Annotated in this window: 15 protein-coding genes; 5 read left to right on the top strand and 10 right to left on the bottom strand. The window is 45.8% G+C overall.

The features are described from left to right. Positions 1 to 27: 27 nt before the first annotated feature. The 3 genes from KJB05_RS24380 to yccS all read right to left on the bottom strand — a co-directional run bounded on the left by KJB05_RS24380 (position 28) and on the right by yccS (position 2,967). On the bottom strand, positions 28 to 294 hold the full coding sequence (locus tag KJB05_RS24380) for a hypothetical protein (RefSeq protein WP_208445158.1): 267 nt from the start codon (positions 292 to 294) through the stop codon (positions 28 to 30). 114 nt (positions 295 to 408) lie between these two features. Then, entirely contained in the window at positions 409 to 570 is a 162-nt protein-coding gene (locus tag KJB05_RS24375; RefSeq protein ID WP_162998341.1) for a hypothetical protein, read from the bottom strand. Between the two features lie 243 nt (positions 571 to 813). Next, positions 814 to 2,967: a YccS family putative transporter gene (gene yccS, locus KJB05_RS24370; RefSeq protein ID WP_208445159.1), complete on the bottom strand. Its 2,154-nt coding sequence runs from the start codon at positions 2,965 to 2,967 to the stop codon at positions 814 to 816. 292 nt (positions 2,968 to 3,259) lie between these two features. On the opposite strand from yccS, the gene helD reads away from it, so the two are divergent. Then, positions 3,260 to 5,329, top strand: a complete 2,070-nt coding sequence (gene helD / locus KJB05_RS24365; protein ID WP_208445160.1) for a DNA helicase IV — start codon at positions 3,260 to 3,262, stop codon at positions 5,327 to 5,329. 79 nt (positions 5,330 to 5,408) lie between these two features. Here the strand turns inward: helD and KJB05_RS24360 are convergent, their stop codons facing one another. Next, positions 5,409 to 5,864, bottom strand: a complete 456-nt coding sequence (locus tag KJB05_RS24360) for a methylglyoxal synthase (protein WP_005437764.1) — start codon at positions 5,862 to 5,864, stop codon at positions 5,409 to 5,411. A 63-nt stretch (positions 5,865 to 5,927) separates the two neighbouring features. Beyond that, positions 5,928 to 6,977, bottom strand: a complete 1,050-nt coding sequence (torT, locus tag KJB05_RS24355; RefSeq protein ID WP_279612145.1) for a TMAO reductase system periplasmic protein TorT — start codon at positions 6,975 to 6,977, stop codon at positions 5,928 to 5,930. Between the two features lie 43 nt (positions 6,978 to 7,020). On the opposite strand from torT, the gene torS reads away from it, so the two are divergent. Beyond that, complete coding sequence (torS, locus tag KJB05_RS24350; protein WP_208445162.1) at positions 7,021 to 9,984, top strand: TMAO reductase system sensor histidine kinase/response regulator TorS; 2,964 nt, start codon at positions 7,021 to 7,023, stop codon at positions 9,982 to 9,984. Between the two features lie 66 nt (positions 9,985 to 10,050). Here torS and KJB05_RS24345 read toward each other — a convergent pair whose 3' ends face one another. From KJB05_RS24345 to KJB05_RS24335, 3 genes are all read right to left on the bottom strand, one after another. Next, positions 10,051 to 10,242, bottom strand: a complete 192-nt coding sequence (locus KJB05_RS24345; RefSeq protein ID WP_005447215.1) for a hypothetical protein — start codon at positions 10,240 to 10,242, stop codon at positions 10,051 to 10,053. Between the two features lie 18 nt (positions 10,243 to 10,260). Continuing rightward, positions 10,261 to 12,618 carry a fatty acid cis/trans isomerase gene (locus tag KJB05_RS24340; RefSeq protein WP_208445163.1) on the bottom strand — a complete coding sequence of 786 codons (2,358 nt, stop codon included), beginning with the start codon at positions 12,616 to 12,618 and terminating at the stop codon, positions 10,261 to 10,263. 141 nt (positions 12,619 to 12,759) lie between these two features. After that, positions 12,760 to 14,325, bottom strand: coding sequence for an arylsulfatase (locus tag KJB05_RS24335; RefSeq protein ID WP_005437756.1), 1,566 nt, complete (start codon positions 14,323 to 14,325; stop codon positions 12,760 to 12,762). Positions 14,326 to 14,670: 345 nt separating this feature from the next. Here KJB05_RS24335 and KJB05_RS24330 point away from each other — a divergent pair, with 345 nt between their 5' ends. Next, complete coding sequence (locus tag KJB05_RS24330; protein WP_020196647.1) at positions 14,671 to 16,218, top strand: arylsulfatase; 1,548 nt, start codon at positions 14,671 to 14,673, stop codon at positions 16,216 to 16,218. A gap of 48 nt (positions 16,219 to 16,266) precedes the next feature. On the opposite strand, the gene KJB05_RS24325 is transcribed toward KJB05_RS24330, so the two are convergent. Next, positions 16,267 to 17,460 (bottom strand): ISL3 family transposase, encoded by a 1,194-nt coding sequence (locus KJB05_RS24325; protein ID WP_213053102.1) that lies wholly within the window; start codon positions 17,458 to 17,460, stop codon positions 16,267 to 16,269. A gap of 333 nt (positions 17,461 to 17,793) precedes the next feature. Here KJB05_RS24325 and KJB05_RS24320 point away from each other — a divergent pair, with 333 nt between their 5' ends. Both KJB05_RS24320 and KJB05_RS24315 read left to right on the top strand, forming a co-directional pair. Beyond that, positions 17,794 to 19,341: an arylsulfatase gene (locus tag KJB05_RS24320; protein WP_208446109.1), complete on the top strand. Its 1,548-nt coding sequence runs from the start codon at positions 17,794 to 17,796 to the stop codon at positions 19,339 to 19,341. Positions 19,342 to 19,483: 142 nt separating this feature from the next. Next, on the top strand, positions 19,484 to 21,838 hold the full coding sequence (locus KJB05_RS24315; RefSeq protein WP_208446110.1) for a multiheme c-type cytochrome: 2,355 nt from the start codon (positions 19,484 to 19,486) through the stop codon (positions 21,836 to 21,838). Here KJB05_RS24315 and KJB05_RS24310 read toward each other — a convergent pair. Then, entirely contained in the window at positions 21,825 to 22,694 is an 870-nt protein-coding gene (locus KJB05_RS24310) for a LysR family transcriptional regulator (protein ID WP_199458359.1), read from the bottom strand. The two genes, KJB05_RS24315 and KJB05_RS24310, sit on opposite strands and share 14 nt — an antisense overlap. Positions 22,695 to 22,765 lie beyond the last annotated feature (71 nt).

Genomic DNA, 22,765 nt, shown 5'->3' with positions numbered 1-22,765 from the left:
TGTGCTGATTGATATTTGAAGCGTTGTTTAAACGTGAATGTCGAGTAGGCTGCCGATCACTTCATTGTTCTTATCAACAACTGATGCACCGATTCGGTTATAGCTTGCAGCTTGAGTTAAGTTAACGAGCGTTTCGATTGGATTTGAAGGCAATTCAGAGGAAACTTTATTGAAATTGAGCTCGTTGTCTTTGACGAGGTCAACTTTGTTAAACGCTAAATCGTTTTCTTTCACAAAGTCTTGTTGAATTTCATGCGCAGCACCTTCAGCCATCTTCTGCGACAGCTGAATCATATTATATCCGGACTGAATTCCTGATACTGGCATGTTAACTCTCTCACTTGTTATGCTTTTGTTAGCATAGGAAGTGTTGCAATTTCGTGCAAGTTCTTTATTCGAACGGTTTGATTATGCAAACAGTTTTGAAAGCATATCGCGTTCTTCGTTAGAAAGAAGCGGGCTTTCCTTTTTGTTAAGCGATTGGCTAATGTCACCCTGAAGCGACTTTAATTGGCTCGCTGTCAGCTCATTAATCTTTTGTCTCAGTTCATTAAACTGTTGAGTAGTCATTTCGATCTCCTCACATTTCTCGGGCTTCTCCTTCATCCACCCACCTCAGCGACCTCCATGGTCACAATTAAAGAATGTTCTAATATTCTTAGGTTAGTTTTTGAATGGTGTTTTTTTGTCCGAGTAATGTCAGTAAGCCTCAAGTAACTTGTAAGACTTTTCCTATGAATAAAGGCGGTAATCATAAAGGGGTAGAATCATAGTCTACCCCTTTAATATGCCTCATTGGTTCAAGAGGCTTGTTTAGTTCACACGAACGGCAAACTTAGAAGCAAGAGAGTGTAGCTCAGGCAGCATGCGGTAGATGAGGTGCAATTGCTGAAGCACCATTCGAGCAGAATGATCATCTTCATCACGCCATTCATTCAGGCGTTGTTCCAAATTGGTATCGTCGATCGACGACAAATCACACTCTTCGCTGTTGTGATGCAATTGTTGATGTAACACGTCCAAATGTTGTTGAATACACCGATGAGCATCAAGAACAAGCTGGTGGATGGATTCATCGTCAATCCGAGTCCGATGCGCACCTAATGCTGAGATATAACTCAACATTGCATGATTCAACGTCAAGAAACGGAAACTTTCATCCACTGCCGTTCGATATTTCCCCGGTTCCGCCAACATGGTGCTGATCGCGGAAGAGAGGTTGGCATCAGTGTTGTGTGCCTGACGACGAGCGATTCGGTAGCTTAAGTTATCTTTCTTACCAATCCGATACTGGCCGATGATCTGACCAAGGTATTGCTTATTGGCATCTATCGCGTCGGACATCACTTTATGCAGGCGCTTCGATTGCCAGTCCGGCAGAATGACTAAAACAGCGCCAACCGCCAACACACAGCCAATCAAGGTATCAGCAAGTCGAGGCAGTACCACGGCGTAGCCTTCGCCTAATTGGTTAAACAGGAACAACACGAGTAGGGTAATAAAGCCGGTCGCATAACCATAGTTGTTGATGCGAAACGCAAAGAACATCACCCCAGAGATGACAATAAAGACCAACTGGCTTTCTTGAGAAGGGAAGAAGGTCAGCAGGGGCACACCAATCAACAAACCTGCGAGTGTCCCGATAACGCGGGCGGTAAGCTTTTGTCGTGTTGCGCTGTAGTTAGGTTGGCAAACAAATAGCGTGGTAAGCAGAATCCAGTAACCTCGGTCAATGTCGAACGCTTGGATAATTCCGTAACCGGCAGTTAGGGCAATCGACATGCGCAGTGCGTGGCGGAACAGCATCGAGTCTTTATGTAAATTCGCTGAGATGCGTTGCCACATGGCTTTCAGCGTATGTGGGTTCGTATCATCCAGCACATCTTCTTCGAGCCGCTCCGCGTCTGGGTTATTAATGTTGCTGAGCTGTTTTTCTACCGTCGCTAGGTTATTGAACAGGTAAGTAAGCTGAGCCAATAAACGCTTCCAATGGCTTTGTTCTTGTTCTTCCAAGTAGCCCAAGGAGTTTTGTAGCTCTGCCAATGCAAGAATCGATTGATCAGTATGGGTGTATTCGTTACCTAGTCGAATCGCATGAGCAATATCGCGACAAGCTTGCGCTTGAGACTCCAGTAAGTACTTAAAGCGGAACAAAACGTCTGAGCGCTCAAACTCAGTAGCCAAATCTTGGTATCGATAGTGGCTTGAACTCACGCGCTCGTGAATGTCTTGTGCAATAAAGTAAATATTAAGGAATCGGTCGCTTGGACCATCGATATGACCGCGCTTAGAACGGCTTAATAGCGTTGCTTTACAAGCATTCAGTGCATTAACGGTCGCAGCATTTAGCTTCGCTGCCTCGATGCGCATAGGCTGTGGAGTTAGGTTTGTGACCGGGTGGAACAGTTTCGCTTTGGCATCAAGGTAGTTGGCAATTTGTAAGAACACCGTTGCCAAGCTTTGTTGAACAGGTTGAAGTGGCCAGAACATCTGCCAAATCATCGACATAAAGTAGTACCACGCAGCACCAGTCAATAGCAGCAATGGTTGGAACCAAATATTGGTGCTTTCATGAGCCCCAAGCATGGTGTAGATGGCAATCAATAAAGAGCCGAACGCGATGCTAGCGTATTTAGGCCCAATAGCGCCAAGCATAATAAAGCCGAACGTCGAGACAAACAGGCCGATGGCAAAAGCCCACGGCGTATCAAATAAGATCTCAATTGAGAAAGCAGCGACGGCGAAACAGATAAAGGTAAGAATGAGCGCTTTTATCCTGCCCGTGAAACTGTCGTCGCTCTCAGCCAAAGCGGCAGCAATCACGCCTAAGATAAGAGGAGTAATCAAGGTATGTTGCTTAAAATACCAAGCAGGAATCACCACGCCCAAAAGAGTGATAAGAATCAGAATGCTGTAGTTAATGGTTTTGTTTGCCCAATAGAGGCGAAGTTTTAAAGCAGCTTGCACGATGCGCCTTTCGTTGCCGGTGGAAAACAGGAGAATTTTAACAAACTCACTATAGCGTGTTTATGACCTAATTTAATAAAAAACGTCACTTGCTCAGGAAATCAACAGAATTGTCATTGACTTAACTTGTTGAGAGAGAATCATGAACGAACCGCTGTTCACAAATTCAACAGTAATGTGAATTTTAATTAAGAATACCGACAGAAGGCGATTTGTGCTTCATCCATCGCTACAATTTAACTGACTAAAATGATATAAAACGAGAACTTCTCTATCAAAAGGCGCACCTTTCATGCAGCTTACTGCCACCAATAAAGCACAGTTTTTTATTCAAAATGAGTATTACCAAGTCGAAATAAAAGAAAACAGTGTTTTATTAAGTTCAGTCGGCAGTGAAGAGCACATCCCATTTACGATTTGGAATGGCAAAGTTGGCGTTAAACGCGGTTTGCTCTGGAGCTCTCTGCAGTTTTTCGCTCATGAACAAGATGGCAAGCAGCAAAGCTGGTTAGTGCAAGGTTTGCCTTGGCCACAATGTCGTAAATTTGCGGTCGAAGCGGTTCGTCAATATCAAGACTGGCACAATACTCAGTGTCGAAAACTTGCTGAATACCTCCCTAAGTGGGAAGACGAATTGTATCAACTCAAGCATCTTCCTGCTTATCTCTCGCACTCGCGAGTGCAAAATTGGGTCGACCAACTTAACGGCGAACTTGTTGAAATCAAAACCAGCTTGATCGAAGCAAAAATGCGTATGCCTAAGCGTATGGCAGAGATTGAACCATGGCTGTCTGAGACCTCTCAGACCTTGAGTGAACGCAACCATGAGTGGCTGGAGAATGAACGTCCGAACTGGGAAGTTCTGTTTAGCCGTATTGAGTCTTCACCGCTCAACCTTTCCCAGCAGCATGCTGTGTTGCTCAATGATGATCATAACCTTGTGCTTGCAGGGGCGGGCTCCGGTAAAACCAGCGTGCTGACCGCTCGCGTGGCGTATTTACTTCAGAGCCACCAAGCGCAGGCAGAAGAGTTATTGATGTTGGCATTTGGTCGTGATGCCGCGAAAGAGATGAAAGAGCGATTGGTCGATAAAGTGGGGCTCGCGGCTGAAAACGTGCGAGTGAATACTTTCCACCAACTTGGCTTACGTATCCTTAATCAAGTTGAGACTCAACCGGTTGAAATTAGCCCGCTTGCTTTGGACGACAACCAACGTTCTGCATGGTGCATTGATTGGCTTAAGAAGCATTGGATGACGCCAACCAACTTTAAGCGTTGGCAAAAGCATTTAGATAAATGGCCAATTGCCTACTTGAAAGGCGATGATGAGCTTGGTAGCCACTCAGAAAACCCGAAACTGATTGCTTGGCTCGATAACCAACTTTCGCAGTTGGCTGCCGTTGGTTTAACTAAGAAACAAGTTCAAGAAAAGCTTGTGAATCATCAAGATTACACGCGTTTGAACAGTGAGCTAGCACTCTGTTGGCCATGTTTTAGTGCGTGGCAAAAGATGCTTAAAGAAACCAATCAGGTTGATTTTCCAACCATGATCAGCCGCGCGACAGATTACGTGACGAAAGGTAAATTCATTTCACCTTGGCGCTTTATAATGGTGGACGAATACCAAGACATCTCACCAGACCGCTTAGCGTTGATTGAAGCGTTATGTGCATCAACCGAGAAGCAAACTGGAGCGACTTTGTTTGCAGTGGGTGATGACTGGCAGGCGATTTATCAGTTCGCAGGTGCAGATGTGGATTTGACTACTGGTTTCCAAGAGCGTTTTACACATTCAACTGTGCATCACCTAGACACGACCTATCGCTTCAATAACCAAATTGGTGATGTAGCGAATACCTTTGTTCAAGAGAACCCATCTCAATTGCCGAAGACGCTTAACAGCCACAAGCAGCGTAAACAGAAGAGTGTTCATACTGCACCAAGCAACCAAGTTGAGAAGATCCTTGACCAACTGAACCAACAAGCGAAGAAAACTAAGTCGGTGCTTCTGTTAGGGCGAAACCATTATCACAAACCCGATCTATATGACGATTGGTTGAAGCGTTTCCCGAACCTTGAGATTCGCTTTATGACGTGTCATGCGAGTAAGGGCAGAGAAGCTGACTTTGTGATTATTCTGTCGGTGGATGAAGGTCAATTCCCAGCGAAGAAGAAGCAAGCACATATCGATGGGGCATTGAGTGAGTCGAAAGATAAATTCCCTTATGCAGAAGAACGACGTTTGTTCTATGTTGCGTTAACTCGTGCGAAAGAGAAGGTTTGGATCACCCACACAGGTGCAGGTTCTGCTTTTGTACAAGAACTGGTGAATGGCGACTATCCGATTGTTACTTCAAGATAATACCTTCCCATTTCTTGGGTAAAACAAAGGCGATACTGAGTATCGCCTTTGTTGTATTTGGAAGCGTCGTTAATAGGAATTACGTGCGTTCAGCAAGGTATGCTTCGTAGTCTGGTACTTCAATATCCACTTCTTGATCGATCAGCGGAGAGTTGAATAGGAATTTAGCAGTCGCACGGTTCGTTGCTACAGGAATATTCCATACGCTTGCAATACGCAGTAGGGCTTTTACATCAGGGTCATGAGGAACCGCATTCAGTGGATCCCAGAAGAACACAAGCACGTCAATGTTGCCTTCAGAAATCAAAGCGCCAAGTTGTTGATCGCCCCCCATTGGGCCGCTGATCATGCTCTTGATAGCAAGGCCAGTTTCTTTACTCAGCATGTGACCTGTTGTGCCGGTCGCGTACAAGAAGTGGCTTTGCAGCTTCTCTTTGTTCTCTTTTACCCAACGAAGCAATTCAGGTTTGCAGTTGTCGTGGGCAACCAATGCCACATGTTTGTGCGCTGGCATGGTACGAGTTGTTTTTTGCATCAAGTTATTTCCGTTTTTATGATTTTAAATTCGCTGCATCCAATAAAACACGTTTTTTGCCAATCAATCAACAGCCTTAACGCTGAATGTAGGCCTATATTCTGACGGAGATAACGAATCTTTAATTGTGTCGTCATGAAGCGTCTTTGGCGTCAGCGCTTTAATGGTTGGAGAAGCGTGTTTTTCATACGGTTGATGACGTAAGTAGTGCACTGCCTGCATGACAGAAAGGCGACCTTGTTCCACCATTTTGTCTGTTGGTGCGAATAAAACTTTGTGGCGCAACAAGCCACGATAAACACCATGACTTAGGTACACAGAAACCAAACCAATTTCCTCGGTCTTTTCTGCACTGCGCAACTCGCTGATGGCAGCCTCAATCGCTACTGCGCTGCCAACAATGTAATCAATGTTGCCCATATCAATGACACGCTGCACAAGGTTACGTTGAAGCTCTTTGTCGTTATCTGCCCAATACGAATCGACGATACGAATGTCGCTGTCTTTAATGGCTTCGTAAAAACCAGTTGTGACAGGCTTTGTTCCACCACGGGTTCTAGGGCCCAATAAAAGAGCGATATTGGTTTTGCCTGATCCTTTCGGGTGCTTCTCTGCAAGGTATTTACCCGCTTCATAGCCCATCCAGTACCAGTCAACACCGACAACGCCTTTGAGTAACTTTGATTGCTCTTCGTCGAGATCAAGTTGATTGACGGTGGCAAAAACAGGTGTCTTACCAACCCAACTTTGTAGATTGTGTTCGTAGGCTTGCGGATCAACGGTGCCAAGAATTATGGCATCTGCGCCCCATTGGGTACACAAAGCGAGTTGTTGTTCCTGACGAGTTTTGTTCGGGTAGCCGCCCGCTTCGAGAACACGAAGGTCAACACCGAGTTTTTCCGCTTCGGAAACCATTCCATAGTTTACTGACAACCAGTATGAATCCTTTAAATGAGGGTATATGGCACAGATTTTCTCAGCCGCAAAAGTAGGCACTGAAGCGAAAAGTGACAATGCGAGTGTAGAATGCTTGAAAATTGTGCGAAATGAACGCTGATTTATAACCATGAAATGAAGTTCGTTGGCATAGATTAAGTAAACACTGCAAAATATAACGTAATATGTCGCCGAACACGAACATTAAGGTCAGGAAAATATGTTGCTAGCTACTGCAAGCATCGGTCGAAAACTGCTGTTGTCTTTCATTGCGATGGCAATGCTGGTGATGATATCAGCATTAATCGGTGTATCAGGGTTTTCTCTGGTAGCAAAAACAGAAAGGAACGTCGTGGACAGTGCCATTCCGGCAATGCTAGAAGCTCGACAAGTTTCTGAGCTCAGTACACGAATTATCTCGTCGGTACAAATGCTCTCTAATGCTCAGAATGAGCAAGAACGTAAAGAAGCTGGGCGCGTTCTTTTTGAACAGCTTGAATCGTTACTTACGCATATTAAAGAGCTTGGCAGTGAGTCGTTTGACTCCAAGCTACTTGAAGCATTGGAAAACAATGTCCAGAACGTCATTGATAACTTGGCAGAGCTAGGCGTTACAGTAGAACGCAAGCTTTGGTTGACGAAAGAGATCGACACGCGCGTAGAAGAAATGCGCTTGCTGAGTGAAGAGCTAGAGCAGTTGACTCGTACCCAAGTTCAAAACACCAGCACGATTGCTGTCGCGAACGTAACGCACATTTATGATCTTCTTGACGCTAATAAGAAAGCGCAGGCATTCCAAGCTTTGGATGCTCTTGTTGAAGTCGATCTAGACCTGACAGAACGACTTCATGAACTGCACTTGCTGGCGTTCAAAATGCTTAACCAAATTGAAGAAGCGCGCACGCTCACCAACGTTGACCGTATCCAACAAATTCAAACCGCCTTTGAAGACAACCTGAAAATCATGAAGCGCCGCGTGCTTGCGGTAGAAGATCCGACGCGTTCAGAGCAAATGGGTCAATTGCTTACCGAACTTGGCAAGCGTCAGGTGGTGTTCACTATTTTACTTCAGCAGTATGAGAACAACGAGCAATCTCAGCAACTAATGCAGAAAACCCTCGAACTCTTTTCTGAGCTAAACGGGACAGTAAACAAGCTGGTGGATGATTCTAATAAAACAACCAGAATTGCCGTTGAAAAGCTGACAAGTACGCTCAAGTTCGCACAGTGGTCACTGACGGTAATTTCAATCATCGGTTTGATTATTGTTGTACTCATCCTTTGGCGTGTGGTTTACGTTTCGGTTATCAAACGCCTAGGTGAATACTCATCTGCATTGCTTTCGGTTGCGCAGGGTAACCTCGCCGTAGAGCTGGAAGTGAAGGGCAAAGATGAGTTAGCACACATGGGCCAGGCGATCATCACGGCGAGAAACACCGCACAAGCATTAAAAGTTGTGGCAGAAGGTGAAGCGCAAGCGAAACGTGAGTTGGAAGAGCACAAAGAGCACTTAGAAGAATTGATCGAACAGCGCACTTCTCAGTTGAAACAAGCGAACCGACGCTTGAACGAAGAAGTGCTGAACCATGCAAAAGCACGCAAACAAGCGGAACAAGCAAGCCGTGCGAAATCGGCCTTCTTGGCCACCATGAGCCATGAAATTCGTACCCCAATGAATGGTGTTCTTGGTACCGCGCGTTTATTGATTGATTCTGGTTTGAACCCGATTCAGAAACGTTACGCTGAAATCATCAACCGCAGTGGTAAAACGCTACTGGCGATTTTGAACGATGTGTTGGATTACTCGAAAATCGAAGCGGGACATTTGGAAATACGTAGCTTAGGCTTTGATTTACACCAGATGGTAGAAGATACGTTCCAATTGATGAACGGCAAAGCACAAGAGAAAAAACTGCTGTTCTCTTACCACATTGAAAGCGATGTAGGCCGCTACTGGAAAGGTGATGTCATTCGTATCAATCAGGTGTTGAACAATCTTGTTGGTAACGCAATTAAGTTTACCGAGCAGGGGGAAATCGATATCTACGTTAGCTTGAATCCAGAAGATGAAACTCAGGTGCTATTTGAAGTTTCTGATACGGGTATCGGTATTGCCAAGAAAGATCAAAAGACGTTGTTTGATGCCTTCACTCAGGCTGAAGGCGGCATGAATCAAACCGGCGGAACCGGATTAGGTTTAGCGATCAGTCGACGCATTATCCAAGCGATGGGTGGCTGCTTGGAAGTAGACTCAGACGAGGGGCACGGTAGTCGTTTCTGGTTTTCTATTCCTTTAGAGGAAAGCGAACCGGTAGAAACCGTATCGTTTGCTAGTGCGCGTTGTAAAATTCGAGCGAAGGTCCTTGTTGTGGAAGATAACCCAGTGAACCGTGTGGTAGCGGAAGGCTTCTTGGAGAGCATGGGACACGAAGTTATTTTGGCAGAAAATGGATTAGAGGCGGAGCAGATCATTGACAAGCATGATTTCGACATTGCATTGGTCGATATCAACTTGCCAGATTGCAATGGTGCTGATTTAATCCACCGCCTCAAACGTATCGAGCGCAATAAGCCTTCGGATAAAGCACTCAATCCAACGCCAATGGTGGCAGTTTCTGCCCATGTATTCGCTGAAGAAGTGGAAAGTTATTTGGCGGCGGGCTTTGACGGATATCTGCCTAAGCCGATGGAAAAAGAAGCGCTTTCTGCACTCATCCAAGATATGTTGGATGGCAAACAATTACTGCTTCCCCAAAGTGGGGAGTGCCTTGCTCAGGATGAGATAATTACAACAAGTGACAACGACACTGTGTCCGTCACAACAGACCTAACAGCAGAGGAGCCAGCGATGGTTATCATCAACCCTAATGTGATTCAGTCAGACATGAAGATTTTGGGCAAAGAGAAAATGCTTCACATCATCGACCTGTTCCGACAAACCAGCGCTGATGTTTTGAGCCAAATGGAAAGTTCTGCACAAAATGGTGAAAGCCGCGCAGTAAAAGATCTCGCTCACAAACTAAAAGGCAGCGCAGGCAGTTTAGGTTTGACGGCTCTAATGAATACGTGTCAGAGCATCGAGGTTGCATCAGAGTCATTAGAGGCTTACACAATGCTTAGAGCGGACTTGAAAGGGCAGGTGAGTGATTCAGTGATTGCGCTGGATGAGCTAATGGCTGAATAACGTCACTCGTTTGATTTCAGCGCCACTTATATACAAAAACCTCCGGTTTGCGCCGGAGGTTTTTTTCTATTCGGTCAGATCATCTTCCCACTCGAACCGAGTGTCTAGAGCATAAGGATCATCTTCGAACGGATGTTCCATTCTGCCACGCAAGTATTCGAGTTGGTGCTCAAGCATGTTGACCGTGTCGTAATCCCCCTCTGAGCAGGCAACGTATATCTGTTGCTCGAGAGCGGCGATGTTGTCTCGGATACTCATGAGAACCCCCTTAAATCATCATCGATTCTCAAAACGATTATAGTCAAGTAAACCAAATTCGATCGGTTGTTTTGTACGATACCAATCGTGGATACGATCGCTAAATGGCCAGAACTTTTCAGAGCTTCGGCGAATAGCAAAATTATCCAGTAACTTAACGTAATCATCCTCGGATTTAAGAGTGCTAAATTGATCGACAAATTCTTTTACTTGATCTTCTTCGATTGAGAAAAACGCCGCTGGATAGCTGCCAACCACGCCTCTAACAATGGTCATGTCATCGTTTGCGAAGTCTCGATTGCTCTCCTCATCAAACAAGCTAGAAATGTTGATGTGAGCGTTGTTATGAATAAGAGTGAAAAGCTCATCTTCACCAGATTTGCTGCGTACCATCAACATTGTGATTTGCGGTACCGTTTTTAGCCCTTCACCACGAACTTGGTTGATGCTCGCCAATTGCTGCTCATTCTCCACGGTAAGCGCGGTATCAATGATGTCGTATCGTGGCAACAAGACTGGTGATACTTGCTTGCGCAGAATATCCAATAGCTCCGATTTAGGATCGTCGGTGTGATACACCACACTGGTCGGTTGGCTAAATGGTGCAACGTTGCGTTGTAAGAAGTCACTCAGTTGACGCGGTTGGTCCTGATACCAACTTGAATGTTCTTGGTGGCGCATATCAGCAGGAAGTAGGGCAATAAAGTTACTTTCCCCTTCAAGGCGTAAGAAGTCCATGAACATTCGGGTAATCAGCTGGTGGCCAAAGTTACCGTACACATCGAAACCGGCAACAAGTAGGTAGTGGATACGTTCAAGCAGAGCATAGTCCAAAACCCAAGCCGTTTTCGGTTGTTCACCTACCAAGCCTTGCACCACAGACGCGCTGTCAAAGTGACGGAAGACTGTAAGAGCAGCATTTGGATTTGTACCGTTGCCGTCCCAAATTACGTCGGTCGATAGGTGCTCACCGTTCTTAAACCATTTGTTGATGAAATCAGATTTGGCTTCTAGGTAGCGTGCTTGCTGACGCGAGTATTTCACCCAGTTGGTAACGGGAACAGTATTGCTTTCAAGTTCGCCGGGAAGTTTTAGGTTCGCTGCCTGTGAGCGATAGAACTCGTTCACTTCAGGAATGTCCGCTTTGTCTGGGTCTAGGAAGAATACCCAGAAGCGATCATTGATTACGTTTAACGCCAGCTGACCACGACATACTGGGCCTTTGATGTAAGCCATGATGGTGTTCTGAGCGTTGTCCAACATGAATTTGAAGCGAGACTTCACAGGCAAATCGATGAATGCGGTCATTGGGTTAGCGGCGATTTCAGGCTCGTAGCTTGGTAATTTCGCCACTTCGTAATCGGCATCGATGAACCATTTTTTCCAGTTCTCGATACGTTGTTTGTTCAGCGCAAACGGCATGTGCGTCTTGTCGACAATAGTGCCTTGCTCAGGAATGATGCGGTAGTACACGCGCTCAACACCCGGATCATCATAAGGACGACGCGTTGTGATGCGTTTTACTGGCTCTCCCGGTGGCGTCGAAGAGCGCACGAGAGTGAAGAATCGTGGTTGTTCACCATCCAGTTCAGAAAAGAACAGGTGCGATAAGAAAAGGTGTTCGTAAATATAACGAGCGGCGAGTTGGTTTTTGCGAGAACTCTTGTTCAGCAGCGTCTCGTATTTCTGAACCTCAGCTTTTTGTTGCTCGGTAAGCGGGATATGCGCATTCATGATGCCGCCATTTTCCAGCCAAAGCATGAGCGTTTGATATTCTATCGCCGTTAGGTTCGGCATTCCGAAAGGCATTCCCCATGTCGGGTTGTCTTGTTCGTATTTTGCGTACTCTTCTATCGTCGGACACGTTTGTTCACGGTCGATAGAAAAATCGAAGCCTTCTAATTGAACTTGATCAGGGAGTGGATGACGTTCCTTTTGTTGCAACATACGAGCAATCAAACCTGCATCCATATTAGCCGCCATGCTCTGCTCACGCTCGTTGAGCACAGGATGGAAGCCAGCATCACGCCATTCTTGCGTAGTTTGCGCGTCTTCAAATAAGCGAGTTGGGGCTGCTGCGGTCAAGCGTGTGCCTTCGTAAACCAAAGCTTTGCTTGCACCACGGTCGATGCCTTCTACGGAAGAGAGTTTTAACTGACAAGGGGCATCGTAGCAGGCATGGCAAACCACACATCGATTATCGACGATAGGTTTTACTTCATGTTGAAAGAAGTCCGCTTGCGGTGTCTTAAGAGCAACAGTACGCTCACGCACTTCTTCAGGGCCAAACAGTTTGTCGTAGTTTAGGCCCGCATAGGTCGCACAACCTGCAAACAGAGTGGCGATACACAGTGTGAAAATTAAACGTAAATTCATTGAGTTATTTTGAGTAAATTGAATTTGCGTTAATTAAAGCAAAATAAGTCGCCAAATACCAAAAAGAAGCGGGATTAGTCGCGAAAAACAAAAAGAAAGCCCACCTAAATTGGTGGGCTTTTTCGGTAGTTGCAAAAGAAACTAGTTCATTTTTTTAACTTCTTGCTGAAGTTGCTCTAGCTGCTTCATCTTGCCTTGCAGGCCAAGAGATTGGTAGCTAATCGACGCTGGGTTCATCATCTGACCTTGCTGCATTGGGTAATCTGGCAGCGTCTTGAAGAATTCACCAAGAACGTCTTGGATAGGTACGAACAACCACATGTTGTCAGCCATCCAGCGCAGGTACATACCTGATTCGTGTGGTGCTTTCTCGAATGGGTCAGCACGTAGGTGGATGATTTGTGGCCAGTTTGGAGAGAAGCGAATCGCGTTAGAGATATCACCTTCAAGAACCGCGAAGTTCAGTTTCCAGTCATTCCAACGTACTGCGTTTAGCTCGCCGTTCGCTGTAAAGTAAAGTAGTGACTCACGAGGGCCTTTCTCTTCCTTACCTTGGAAGTAAGGCATGAAGTTGTAACCGTCGATGTGTACGCGCCAGTCTTTACCGTTCGCTTTGTAGCCTTTCGCTAGCTTCTCTTTCACGTCAGGAACGCCAGCTGCAGCCATTAGTGTTGGTAGCCAGTCTTGGTGCGCCATCATTTCGTTTATCTTAGTACCTGGTTCAATTACGCCAGGCCAACGAACAAGTTGAGGTACACGCATACCGCCTTCCCAAGTGGTACCTTTCTCACCGTGGAATGGTGTTGCACCACCGTCAGGCCATGTTACTGTCTCCGCACCGTTATCGGTTGAGTAGATAACGATGGTGTTATCAGCAACACCTAGCTCATCAAGTTTGTCCAGTAGAACACCTACTTGGTCATCGTGCTCAAGCATACCGTCAGCGTAGATACTTACACCTGATTTACCTTGGTATTTCTCTTGTAGACGAGTCCAAACGTGCATACGAGTGGTGTTGTGCCAGATGAAGAATGGCTTGTCTGCTTTCACGGCTTTTTCCATGAACGCCAGTGACGTTTCTAGGAATTCTTCATCCGCGTGCTCCATACGCTTACGCGTCATTGGGCCTGTATCTTCAATCTTACCGTCAGCAAAAGACTTGATTACACCACGAGGGCCGTAGTTTTTACGGAACTCAGGATCTTTCGGGTAGTAGTAAGTTTCTGGTTCTTCTTCAGCATTGAGGTGATAAAGGTTACCGAAGAACTCGTCGAAACCGTGGTTAGTTGGCAAGTGTTGGTCTTGGTCACCTAAGTGGTTCTTACCAAACTGAGCCGTCATGTAGCCTTGACCTTTAAGCAGGTCTGCAATGGTCGGTGCCCAATCAGGGATACCGTGAGTAGAGCCTGGCATACCGATTGTAAGCAAGCCAGTACGGAACGGTTCTTGGCCTGTGATAAATGCTGCACGGCCTGCAGTACAAGATTGCTGACCGTAGTGATCAGTAAATAGTGCACCCTCGTTTGCAATACGGTCGATATTCGGGGTTTCGTAACCCATCATACCTTGGTTGTATGCACTGATGTTCCAGTAACCAACATCATCACCAAAGATCGCTAGGATGTTTGGTTTGTCTGCTGCCACTGCTGCGCTTGAGGTTGCCAGTACGCCGAGACCGACAGCCAGCTTGCTCATTTGGTTAGCCATAAAAACTCCAAATTGGTTGTAAGTTGGAAAAGAAGCTTAGGTACCGCCCATGCTTCGTTGGCTATTAAGTTAATGATGCAATTGAAGAATGTCGCTTTATAGTGTTTATAACCATAAGTTATGTAGAGAAATAACTTGTTGTTTTATCAGTTGATTGTTTCGACCTTAGGATTTGTGGGGAAAACTGAAGCGAGACTCAGGTCACGTTAATCCGCTTTCTAAATAGGGATATAAGACCTTAGTTTTAACTAAAGTGTAATTATGCTATTTGATTCGCATTAGTCTATTTTGTGAGCTATACGTTTGTGTGCAGGATGCACTTTTCTATTACATACAGAGGTTTATATGACAGCGAATTATGGCGTGAAACGCCGATTAGCGATTCTTGCCGCTGCTTTTATCGGCGCGACAAGTAGCAGTATCGCAGCAGAGAAACCGAATATTCTGGTCATTTGGGGTGATGATATCGGTCAATCTAATATCAGTGCGTACACATTTGGCTTAATGGGATACAAAACACCGAACATCGATAGCATTGCGAAAGAAGGCATGATGTTCACCGACTATTACGGCGAGCAATCTTGTACTGCAGGCCGTTCTACCTTCATTACCGGACAAACGGTATTGAGAACTGGCTTAAGTAAGGTTGGCCTTCCTGGTGCCGATTTAGGTCTTCAGGCGGAAGATGCAACGATTGCAGAAATGCTTAAACCACTGGGCTATATGACAGGTCAGTTTGGTAAAAACCACCTTGGCGACAAAGACGAACACCTTCCAACCAATCACGGCTTCGACGAATTTTTTGGCAACCTTTACCATTTGAACGCCGAGGAAGAACCTGAGAATGTGGACTACCCGAAAGATCCAGAATTCCGTAAAAAATTCGGTCCTCGCGGTGTGATTAAATCCTTTGCGGACGGCAAAATCGAAGATACCGGTCCTCTAACGCGTAAGCGTATGGAAACGGTGGATGGAGAAACGTTAGATGCGGCACTTGATTTTATGGATCGAGCGGTGAAAGCAGACAAGCCTTTCTTTGTCTGGTGGAACGCAACACGTATGCACTTCCGTACGCACGTGAAAGAAGAAAACTTGGGTAAAACAGGCATCAGTTTTTATGCCGACGGTATGGTAGAACACGATAACCAAGTAGGCGAGCTGCTGAAAAAAGTGGATGACTTGGGCATCAAAGACAACACCATCGTATTCTACTCAACCGATAACGGCCCGCACATGAACTCTTGGCCAGATGCGGGTACAACGCCATTCCGTGGTGAGAAGAATACCAACTGGGAAGGTGCGTTCCGTGTTCCTGCAATGGTTCGTTGGCCTGGTAAGATTGAAGCGGGCAGCGTTTCCAACGAAATTATGCACCACATGGACTGGATGCCAACGCTCCTAGCCGCTGCTGGTGATGATCAAATCAAAGAGAAGCTGCTAAAAGGCTACACGGCAGGTGATAAGACATTTAAGAACCATCTTGATGGGTACAACTTCTTGCCTTACCTAACTGGTAAAGAAGAGAAAGGCCCACGTGAAGAGATCTTCTACTTCACTGATGATGGTGATTTGAGTTCACTTCGCTTCCGCAACTGGAAGATTGTATTCCTAGAGCAGCGTGCAAAAGGAACACTACGTATCTGGGCTGAACCGTTTACACCATTACGTGTGCCTAAGATCTTCAACCTACGCATGGACCCATACGAAGTAGCGGACATCACGTCGAATACATACTACGACTGGTTGATTGACCACGCATACATGTTGGTTCCAGCACAAGCTTATGTGGGTAAATTCTTGGCAACGTTCGAAGAATTCCCACCGCGACAAAAAGCAGCAAGTTTCTCACTTGATCAGGTGATGGAGAAGTTGCAGGAAAGTCACAATAAATAAATTGATTGCAACCAAATGCGGGGCTCTTCGGAGCCTCTTTTTTTTGGTTCATCGCGGCTTTCCGGGGAAAGCCGCTTTTATCTTTAAGAAGAAGTAATCAGTATCTCGATAACCATATCCCATCCGCTTGATTAACTTTATCTTGTTATTTATCCCTTCAAGCGTACAGGTATTCAGCGGGTAGCTTGCCGAAGCAGTAATCCCATGAAGATATGGGCGGAGCTTTCGAGCAAACTCTTTTAGCGGCTTAATTCCACTCTCATTCACTTGCCCCAACCATACCTGCCATAAGTTTTTAGCCTGAAGTTCAGACTCGCAACGCCATAGCTCTTTTAATTGCGCACCCAGTAAGTAGGTCGTCATCAAGTCCTGATTCATATTCAGTATTTCAGTGAGGTAGCTTTCCTGTTGTGTATTTAAATTATCCTTATTTTTCAATAACACCCAGCGCGAGCGCTTGACCCATTGCCTTGCTTTTTTATCTTGTTTTAGCTTATTGGCTTGGTCCACCCTGACTCTATCCATCACTTCACGACCGAACTTAGCAACAACGTGGAACAAGTCGTAAACGATACGGGCATTTGGGCAATGCGCTTGGACTTCAAGGTCAAAAGCCGTATTCATATCCATTGCTACTGCTTCGATATTTTTGCCATGCTCACCTAGCTGTTCAAAGAACGGGCGAATGTCCTTGCGGCTACGACCTAGTCCTATCCAGATAACCTGATGACTTTTCGCATCTGCAATGACCGTCGCATAGCGGTGTCCTTTAAAAATGGCGAACTCGTCCATGACGAGTTGCCTTAATTCACCCCATTCAACTTGCGGTACTACTTGTTGAAGCCGACGCTTATCTATCTCTTTGATTGTGTGCCAATGAACGCCTGTCACTTGGGCTATATGCTTAATAGGTAGCAGAGGTAACAACTGTTCTATATAGCTTCGTAGGCGGTTAGTGATACGAGCATAAGGCTCTAACCAAGATAGTTGTTCTGTTTTAATGCCGCAGTGGCTGCACTTGATGCGTCGGGTTTGAACGGACAGTTCAACGGGAGCTCCTAGCAGTGTGGCTTCCTTCACGTTACGCCACTGATACTCATGTATGGCTTGAGCTTTAAGCCCGCACGGACACCTAGCGATAGAGTTAGGTTTGAGAGTGAGCTTTATTAATGATGGAGTCTGATGAGACTTTACTATATGAAAGCCTTCCCAGAATGAAGATAGGAAAGTATGATTCGACATGAAAACGGTAGTTTGTGTAGGTTTTGTTTGGCGATAAAACTCTATCACTTACTGCCGTTTTTGTTTTCAGTTCCCGCTTATCCGCGATGAACCTTTTTTTTGCCTTGGATTCAGCTTTTGTCATCATCGTTAACCCCACGTTAAACCAAGTGCCATACGGTTTTAGAGTAGAAAATGGCGTCTTGTTATTTTGCTTATATCACTGGACGAAATGCCTAATTCGCTAGGCATTAAGTTTGGGTGAGATTTATTTTATGCCTATTGGTCTCATTGATTCGTGAAATATAAATTTGTTGTGCAGGAGGCACATTACATTACTAAACAGAGGTTTATATGAGAACGAAATACGGTTTGAAACGCCGATTAGCCATTCTTACCACAGCGTTTATTGGGGCGACGAGTAGTAGTTTTGCCGCAGAGAAACCGAATATATTGGTCATTTGGGGCGATGATATTGGTCAATCGAATATCAGTGCCTATACATTTGGATTAATGGGATACAAAACGCCTAACATCGACCGCATTGCCAACGAAGGCATGATGTTTACCGATTACTACGGTGAACAATCTTGTACTGCTGGTCGCTCGACCTTCATTACTGGACAATCGGTTCTGAGAACAGGTTTGAGTAAAGTTGGTCTTCCGGGGGCTGATTTAGGGCTACAGGCTGAAGACGCAACGATTGCAGAAATGCTCAAGCCTATGGGATATATGACAGGTCAGTTTGGTAAAAACCACTTAGGTGATAAGGACGAGCACCTTCCTACGAATCACGGGTTTGATGAGTTCTTTGGCAACCTTTACCACCTGAATGCCGAGGAAGAACCTGAGAATGTGGATTACCCGAAAGATCCGGAGTTTCGTAAGAAGTTTGGCCCTCGTGGTGTCATTAAGTCTTTCGCTGACGGTAAGATTGAAGATACGGGGCCATTAACGCGTAAGCGCATGGAAACCGTTGACGAAGAAACATTAGACGCGGCGCTTGATTTTATGGATCGTGCAGTAAAGGCTGAGAAACCGTTTTTCGTTTGGTGGAATGCAACGCGCATGCACTTTCGTACTCACGTCAAAGAGGACAACCTTGGCCGCACTGGCATCAGCTTTTATGCAGACGGGATGGTTGAACATGATAACCACGTAGGTCAGCTGTTGAAGAAAGTGGATGATCTAGGCATTACAGACAACACCATCGTATTCTACTCGACTGACAATGGCCCACATATGAACTCGTGGCCTGATGCAGGTACAACGCCATACCGTGGAGAGAAGAACACCAACTGGGAAGGGGCATACCGTGTTCCTGCGATGGTTCGTTGGCCGGGTAAGATTGAACCAGGCACTGTTTCTAACGAAATCATGCACCACATGGACTGGATGCCAACACTACTTGCTGCGGCAGGTGATGACCAAATCAAACAAAAACTGTTGAAAGGTCATACTGCTGGTGATAAAGAATTCAAAGTCCACCTTGATGGTTACAACTTCTTGCCGTACTTAACCGGTAAAGCAGAACAAGGCCCTCGTGAAGAGATCTTCTACTTCACTGATGACGGCGATTTGAGTTCACTTCGTTACCATAATTGGAAAATCGTGTTCTTAGAGCAACGTGCACAAGGCACACTTCGTCTTTGGGCAGAACCGTTTACGCCACTGCGAGTACCTAAAATCTTTAACCTACGTATGGACCCATACGAAGTGGCGGATGTGACTTCTAATACATACTACGATTGGGTTCTTGACCATGCCTATATGCTGGTTCCTGCGCAAGCCTATGTGGGTAAATTCTTGGCGACGTTTGAAGAATTCCCTCCAAGACAGAAGGCAGCTAGCTTCTCTCTTGATCAAGTAATGGAAAAGCTTCAAGAGAATCACCATCAATAGATTTATTAGTTAATAAAACGAAGGGGCTCAATGAGCCTCTTTGTGATGTCGGCTGGAAGTTTTTCTTACATTTCAGTCATTTTGCTCAAAATCTCAACTATATTTGTTTTTAGAATAAAAAGAATCACACACAAGGACAGTTATGACTCAGTGGGCATGTTGGAAGCAGGCTCTGATCGGCCTAGCAGCGCTCGTCAGTTTTTCTCTGTTTGCACAAGAAACGCTTTCTTCACAAGAACCTCTTGTTGAGCAGCGAGTAGGGACGGACACACCTAAATCAATCGATTCCTCAACGCTTACCTACGTTGGTAGTGAAGCGTGTATTGATTGCCACAAGAAAGAAACCGAAGCGTGGCAAGGTTCTCATCACGATATGGCGATGCGTCACGCCGATGCGGAATCTGTTCTCGGTGACTTTGATGACCACACATTCACCTTTGAAGGGAAGCCAAATCGCTTCTATCGAAAAGGGGAAGAGTATTGGGTCAATATCCAAGGGCCTGATGGTGAGTGGCATGACTACAAAATCAGCTACACCTTTGCGTGGGAGCCGCTTCAACAATACATGGTGGAATTCGAAGACGGACGTGTGCAGTTAATTCCTTTCGCTTGGGATTCGAGAACCAAGCAAGAAGGCGGACAGCGCTGGTTCCATCTTTATCCCGATACCACCCCAAAAGATGAGTTCTACTGGACGAACACGGGTCAGAATTGGAACTTCATGTGCGCCGATTGCCATTCAACCAATCTAGAAAAAAACTACGATGCAACAGCCAATACGTATTCGACGACCTGGTCAGAAATCAATGTCGGTTGCGAAGCATGTCATGGCCCAGCCAGTGAACACGTAGAGCTTGCCAAACAAGCGGAAAAATCGGGGAATACAATCGCCTCAGCGAACCACTATGGTTTTGACCGAGATTTAGGTATGGCAGTAAAAGAGTGGGTCTACGAAGAAGGGCACAGTACGCTCCAGCCAAAAGAAATCGCGATGACTCATCAAGTTCAAACCTGTGCGCAGTGCCATAGTCGTCGTACACAGTTAAATGAAAGTGCAGACCACGTTAAAGGCTCGTTCCTAGATAAATATCGCCTCAGCTTAATTACACCAGAGCTCTATTATCACGATGGTCAAATCTACGATGAAGATTACGTTTATGGCTCATTTTTACAGTCAGCCATGGCAGAGAAAGGGGTAACCTGTACCAACTGTCACGACCCTCATACCGCAGAGTTAAAAATCCCTGAAGAAGCGGTTTGTGCTCAGTGCCATATTGCATCTGACTACATGCCGGAGAATCACACGTTCCATGAGGCAAATACCGAGGCATCTCAATGCACCACTTGTCACATGCCGGAAACGACCTACATGCAAGTTGACCCGCGTCGTGACCACAGTTGGCATGTGCCACGTCCGGATCTAAGCCAACACATCAATACGCCAAACGTCTGTACATCATGCCATGAAGACGAAACCAACCAGTGGGCGGATCAGAAAATAGGCGAGTGGTTCCCGAATTCGAAATACCGTAACCAACAACACTTTGCAGTGGCATTCTACGCCGATTCTATTGGTCATCGCGGCGCGCCTGATGCGTTAGCGTATTCCGCTCAAGACTCATCGTTGAGTGACATTATTCGTGCCTCTGCGTTAGAGCGCATGGGCGGCAATACTGGTCAAAATACCTTGGTATCTCTGGCTCGTGCGGTGAAGCATGAAAGTGACATGATTCGTCTAGGCGCTGTTGCTGGGTCTTCTGGTTATGAGTTCAGTGACCGCTGGCAAATCCTCGAACCATTACTGAGCGATCCTGTCTTATCTGTGCGTGCAGAAGCCGCAGGTGCATTGGTTCGCCATTATCCGGAAATGAATCTTCTGCAGCGTGACAAGATCAAACAGCCATTGGAAGACTACATGGCAATCCAACGCTTTAATGCTGACCGAGGCTTTGGGCGAACGAACCTAGCGAATGTCTATCGAGACCTTGGTGACACAGACAAAGCCATTGCGTCTTACCAAAAGGCGATTGAAATAGAACCTTATTTCGAGAACAGCTATGCAAACTTAGCCGACTTGTATCGTGCGCAGGGCAACGACAAAAAAGCATTAGAAACCTTGATGGAAGGGATTGAAGCTCAGCCGAAATCGAGTGCTTTGCCATACAGTGCAGGATTAGCTTGGTTGCGAGTGGGTGACAGTGTGAAAGCCAACCAATACCTAAAACAAGCAGCGGAAACCGCAGAGCGAAACCCACAGTATTGGTATGTTTATGGGCTCGCTCTGGAGAAATCAGACGTGCTTGCGGCCAGCAAAGCGTTGAACACCGCTTACAAAGTGGGAGGCAACCCACAGCACTTGTTTGCGGAATGTGGGGTGCTGGCTAGAAACTACAAAGATGGCTCAGTTGCATTTGCTTTTGAGCAGTGTTTGAAGCAACTAGGAGAGTTTGCGCCAGCTGATGTGATTCAGCGTTTAAGAGCGTCTATAAATCAATAGGAGCGGCATGGGCAAACTCAAGTTGTTGCTTGACCTGTTCCCTTAAGCGTTGATGAGCAGGATTGTGCTCATCACGCTTGTGATACACGAACTTATAAGGAATATGGTCGATTTCAATTGGGCACTCAAGGACCTGTAACTTGAGTGCCTTACTCCATTTCATCGCAAACGAACGAGAAACAACACCTAAGCAATCTCGCTGTGCAACGTACATTGCCATGCCTGCCAAAGATGACGTTACGATCTCTACATTTCGCTCCTGAATAGGCTCTTTTGCCAGCTGTTCGAAGCCAGAAGTGTTATTCCATTTACCTGAAAACATACAGTGATTTTCGCGATAAAAATCCTCCCGACTCAACGTCCCTTGGATTCTTGGGTGACTTTGACGGCAGATGATCATTGCGGGTTCATTGTAGGCGTTTTCAATCACGAAAGCGGAGTCTTTGGTGATGATGGTATCAATCACCAAGTCCATTTTTTGCTGACGAATTTGTTCAAACAACAAGTACTTTTCCGGTGGAGACTCGTGGAAAACCACGTTTTCAATCGGATTTAAACTGTGGAGTAAGGTTTCGGAGCAGCAGACTTGAAAAGTGGTTCTTTCTGAAATGGCGTTGTCTACGATGCTCACTGCCTGACGAAACTGCGGCATGAGTTGATACGCGGTCGAAGTAGGGGCGATCCCTCGTCCTTGTTTGACGAAAAGCTGTTTTCCGACCACTTGTTCGAGCCGTTTAATCGAAGCGCTCACCGCAGGTTGCGTAAGGCCTAAATGGTCGGCCGCTTTGGTGTAGGACTGATACTCTGCCACCACCAAAAATGTTTGAATCAAGTTTAAGTCCATCTTGTTACCCATAAACTAAATTTATATATCAACGTATCTGAACTCTATTTATCCGTCAAATAACAAGTTTTATCTTAATCAAA

This window comes from Vibrio sp. B1ASS3 (assembly GCF_905175355.1).
Taxonomy (GTDB): Bacteria; Pseudomonadota; Gammaproteobacteria; order Enterobacterales; family Vibrionaceae; genus Vibrio; species Vibrio owensii.
This window is presented reverse-complemented; position numbering and strand designations above follow the sequence as displayed.

Excerpts from the sequence above, each read along its gene's own strand:
- KJB05_RS24380 (WP_208445158.1), bottom strand. The coding sequence starts at position 294 with ATGATTCAGCTGTCGCAGAAGATGGCTGAAGGTGCTGCGCATGAAATT.
- KJB05_RS24375 (WP_162998341.1), bottom strand. The coding sequence starts at position 570 with ATGACTACTCAACAGTTTAATGAACTGAGACAAAAGATTAATGAGCTG.
- helD (WP_208445160.1), top strand. The coding sequence starts at position 3,260 with ATGCAGCTTACTGCCACCAATAAAGCACAGTTTTTTATTCAAAATGAG.
- KJB05_RS24360 (WP_005437764.1), bottom strand. The coding sequence starts at position 5,864 with ATGCAAAAAACAACTCGTACCATGCCAGCGCACAAACATGTGGCATTG.
- torS (WP_208445162.1), top strand. The coding sequence starts at position 7,021 with ATGTTGCTAGCTACTGCAAGCATCGGTCGAAAACTGCTGTTGTCTTTC.
- KJB05_RS24345 (WP_005447215.1), bottom strand. The coding sequence starts at position 10,242 with ATGAGTATCCGAGACAACATCGCCGCTCTCGAGCAACAGATATACGTT.
- KJB05_RS24340 (WP_208445163.1), bottom strand. The coding sequence starts at position 12,618 with ATGAATTTACGTTTAATTTTCACACTGTGTATCGCCACTCTGTTTGCA.
- KJB05_RS24335 (WP_005437756.1), bottom strand. The coding sequence starts at position 14,325 with ATGGCTAACCAAATGAGCAAGCTGGCTGTCGGTCTCGGCGTACTGGCA.
- KJB05_RS24330 (WP_020196647.1), top strand. The coding sequence starts at position 14,671 with ATGACAGCGAATTATGGCGTGAAACGCCGATTAGCGATTCTTGCCGCT.
- KJB05_RS24325 (WP_213053102.1), bottom strand. The coding sequence starts at position 17,460 with ATGTCGAATCATACTTTCCTATCTTCATTCTGGGAAGGCTTTCATATA.
- KJB05_RS24320 (WP_208446109.1), top strand. The coding sequence starts at position 17,794 with ATGAGAACGAAATACGGTTTGAAACGCCGATTAGCCATTCTTACCACA.
- KJB05_RS24315 (WP_208446110.1), top strand. The coding sequence starts at position 19,484 with ATGACTCAGTGGGCATGTTGGAAGCAGGCTCTGATCGGCCTAGCAGCG.
- KJB05_RS24310 (WP_199458359.1), bottom strand. The coding sequence starts at position 22,694 with ATGGGTAACAAGATGGACTTAAACTTGATTCAAACATTTTTGGTGGTG.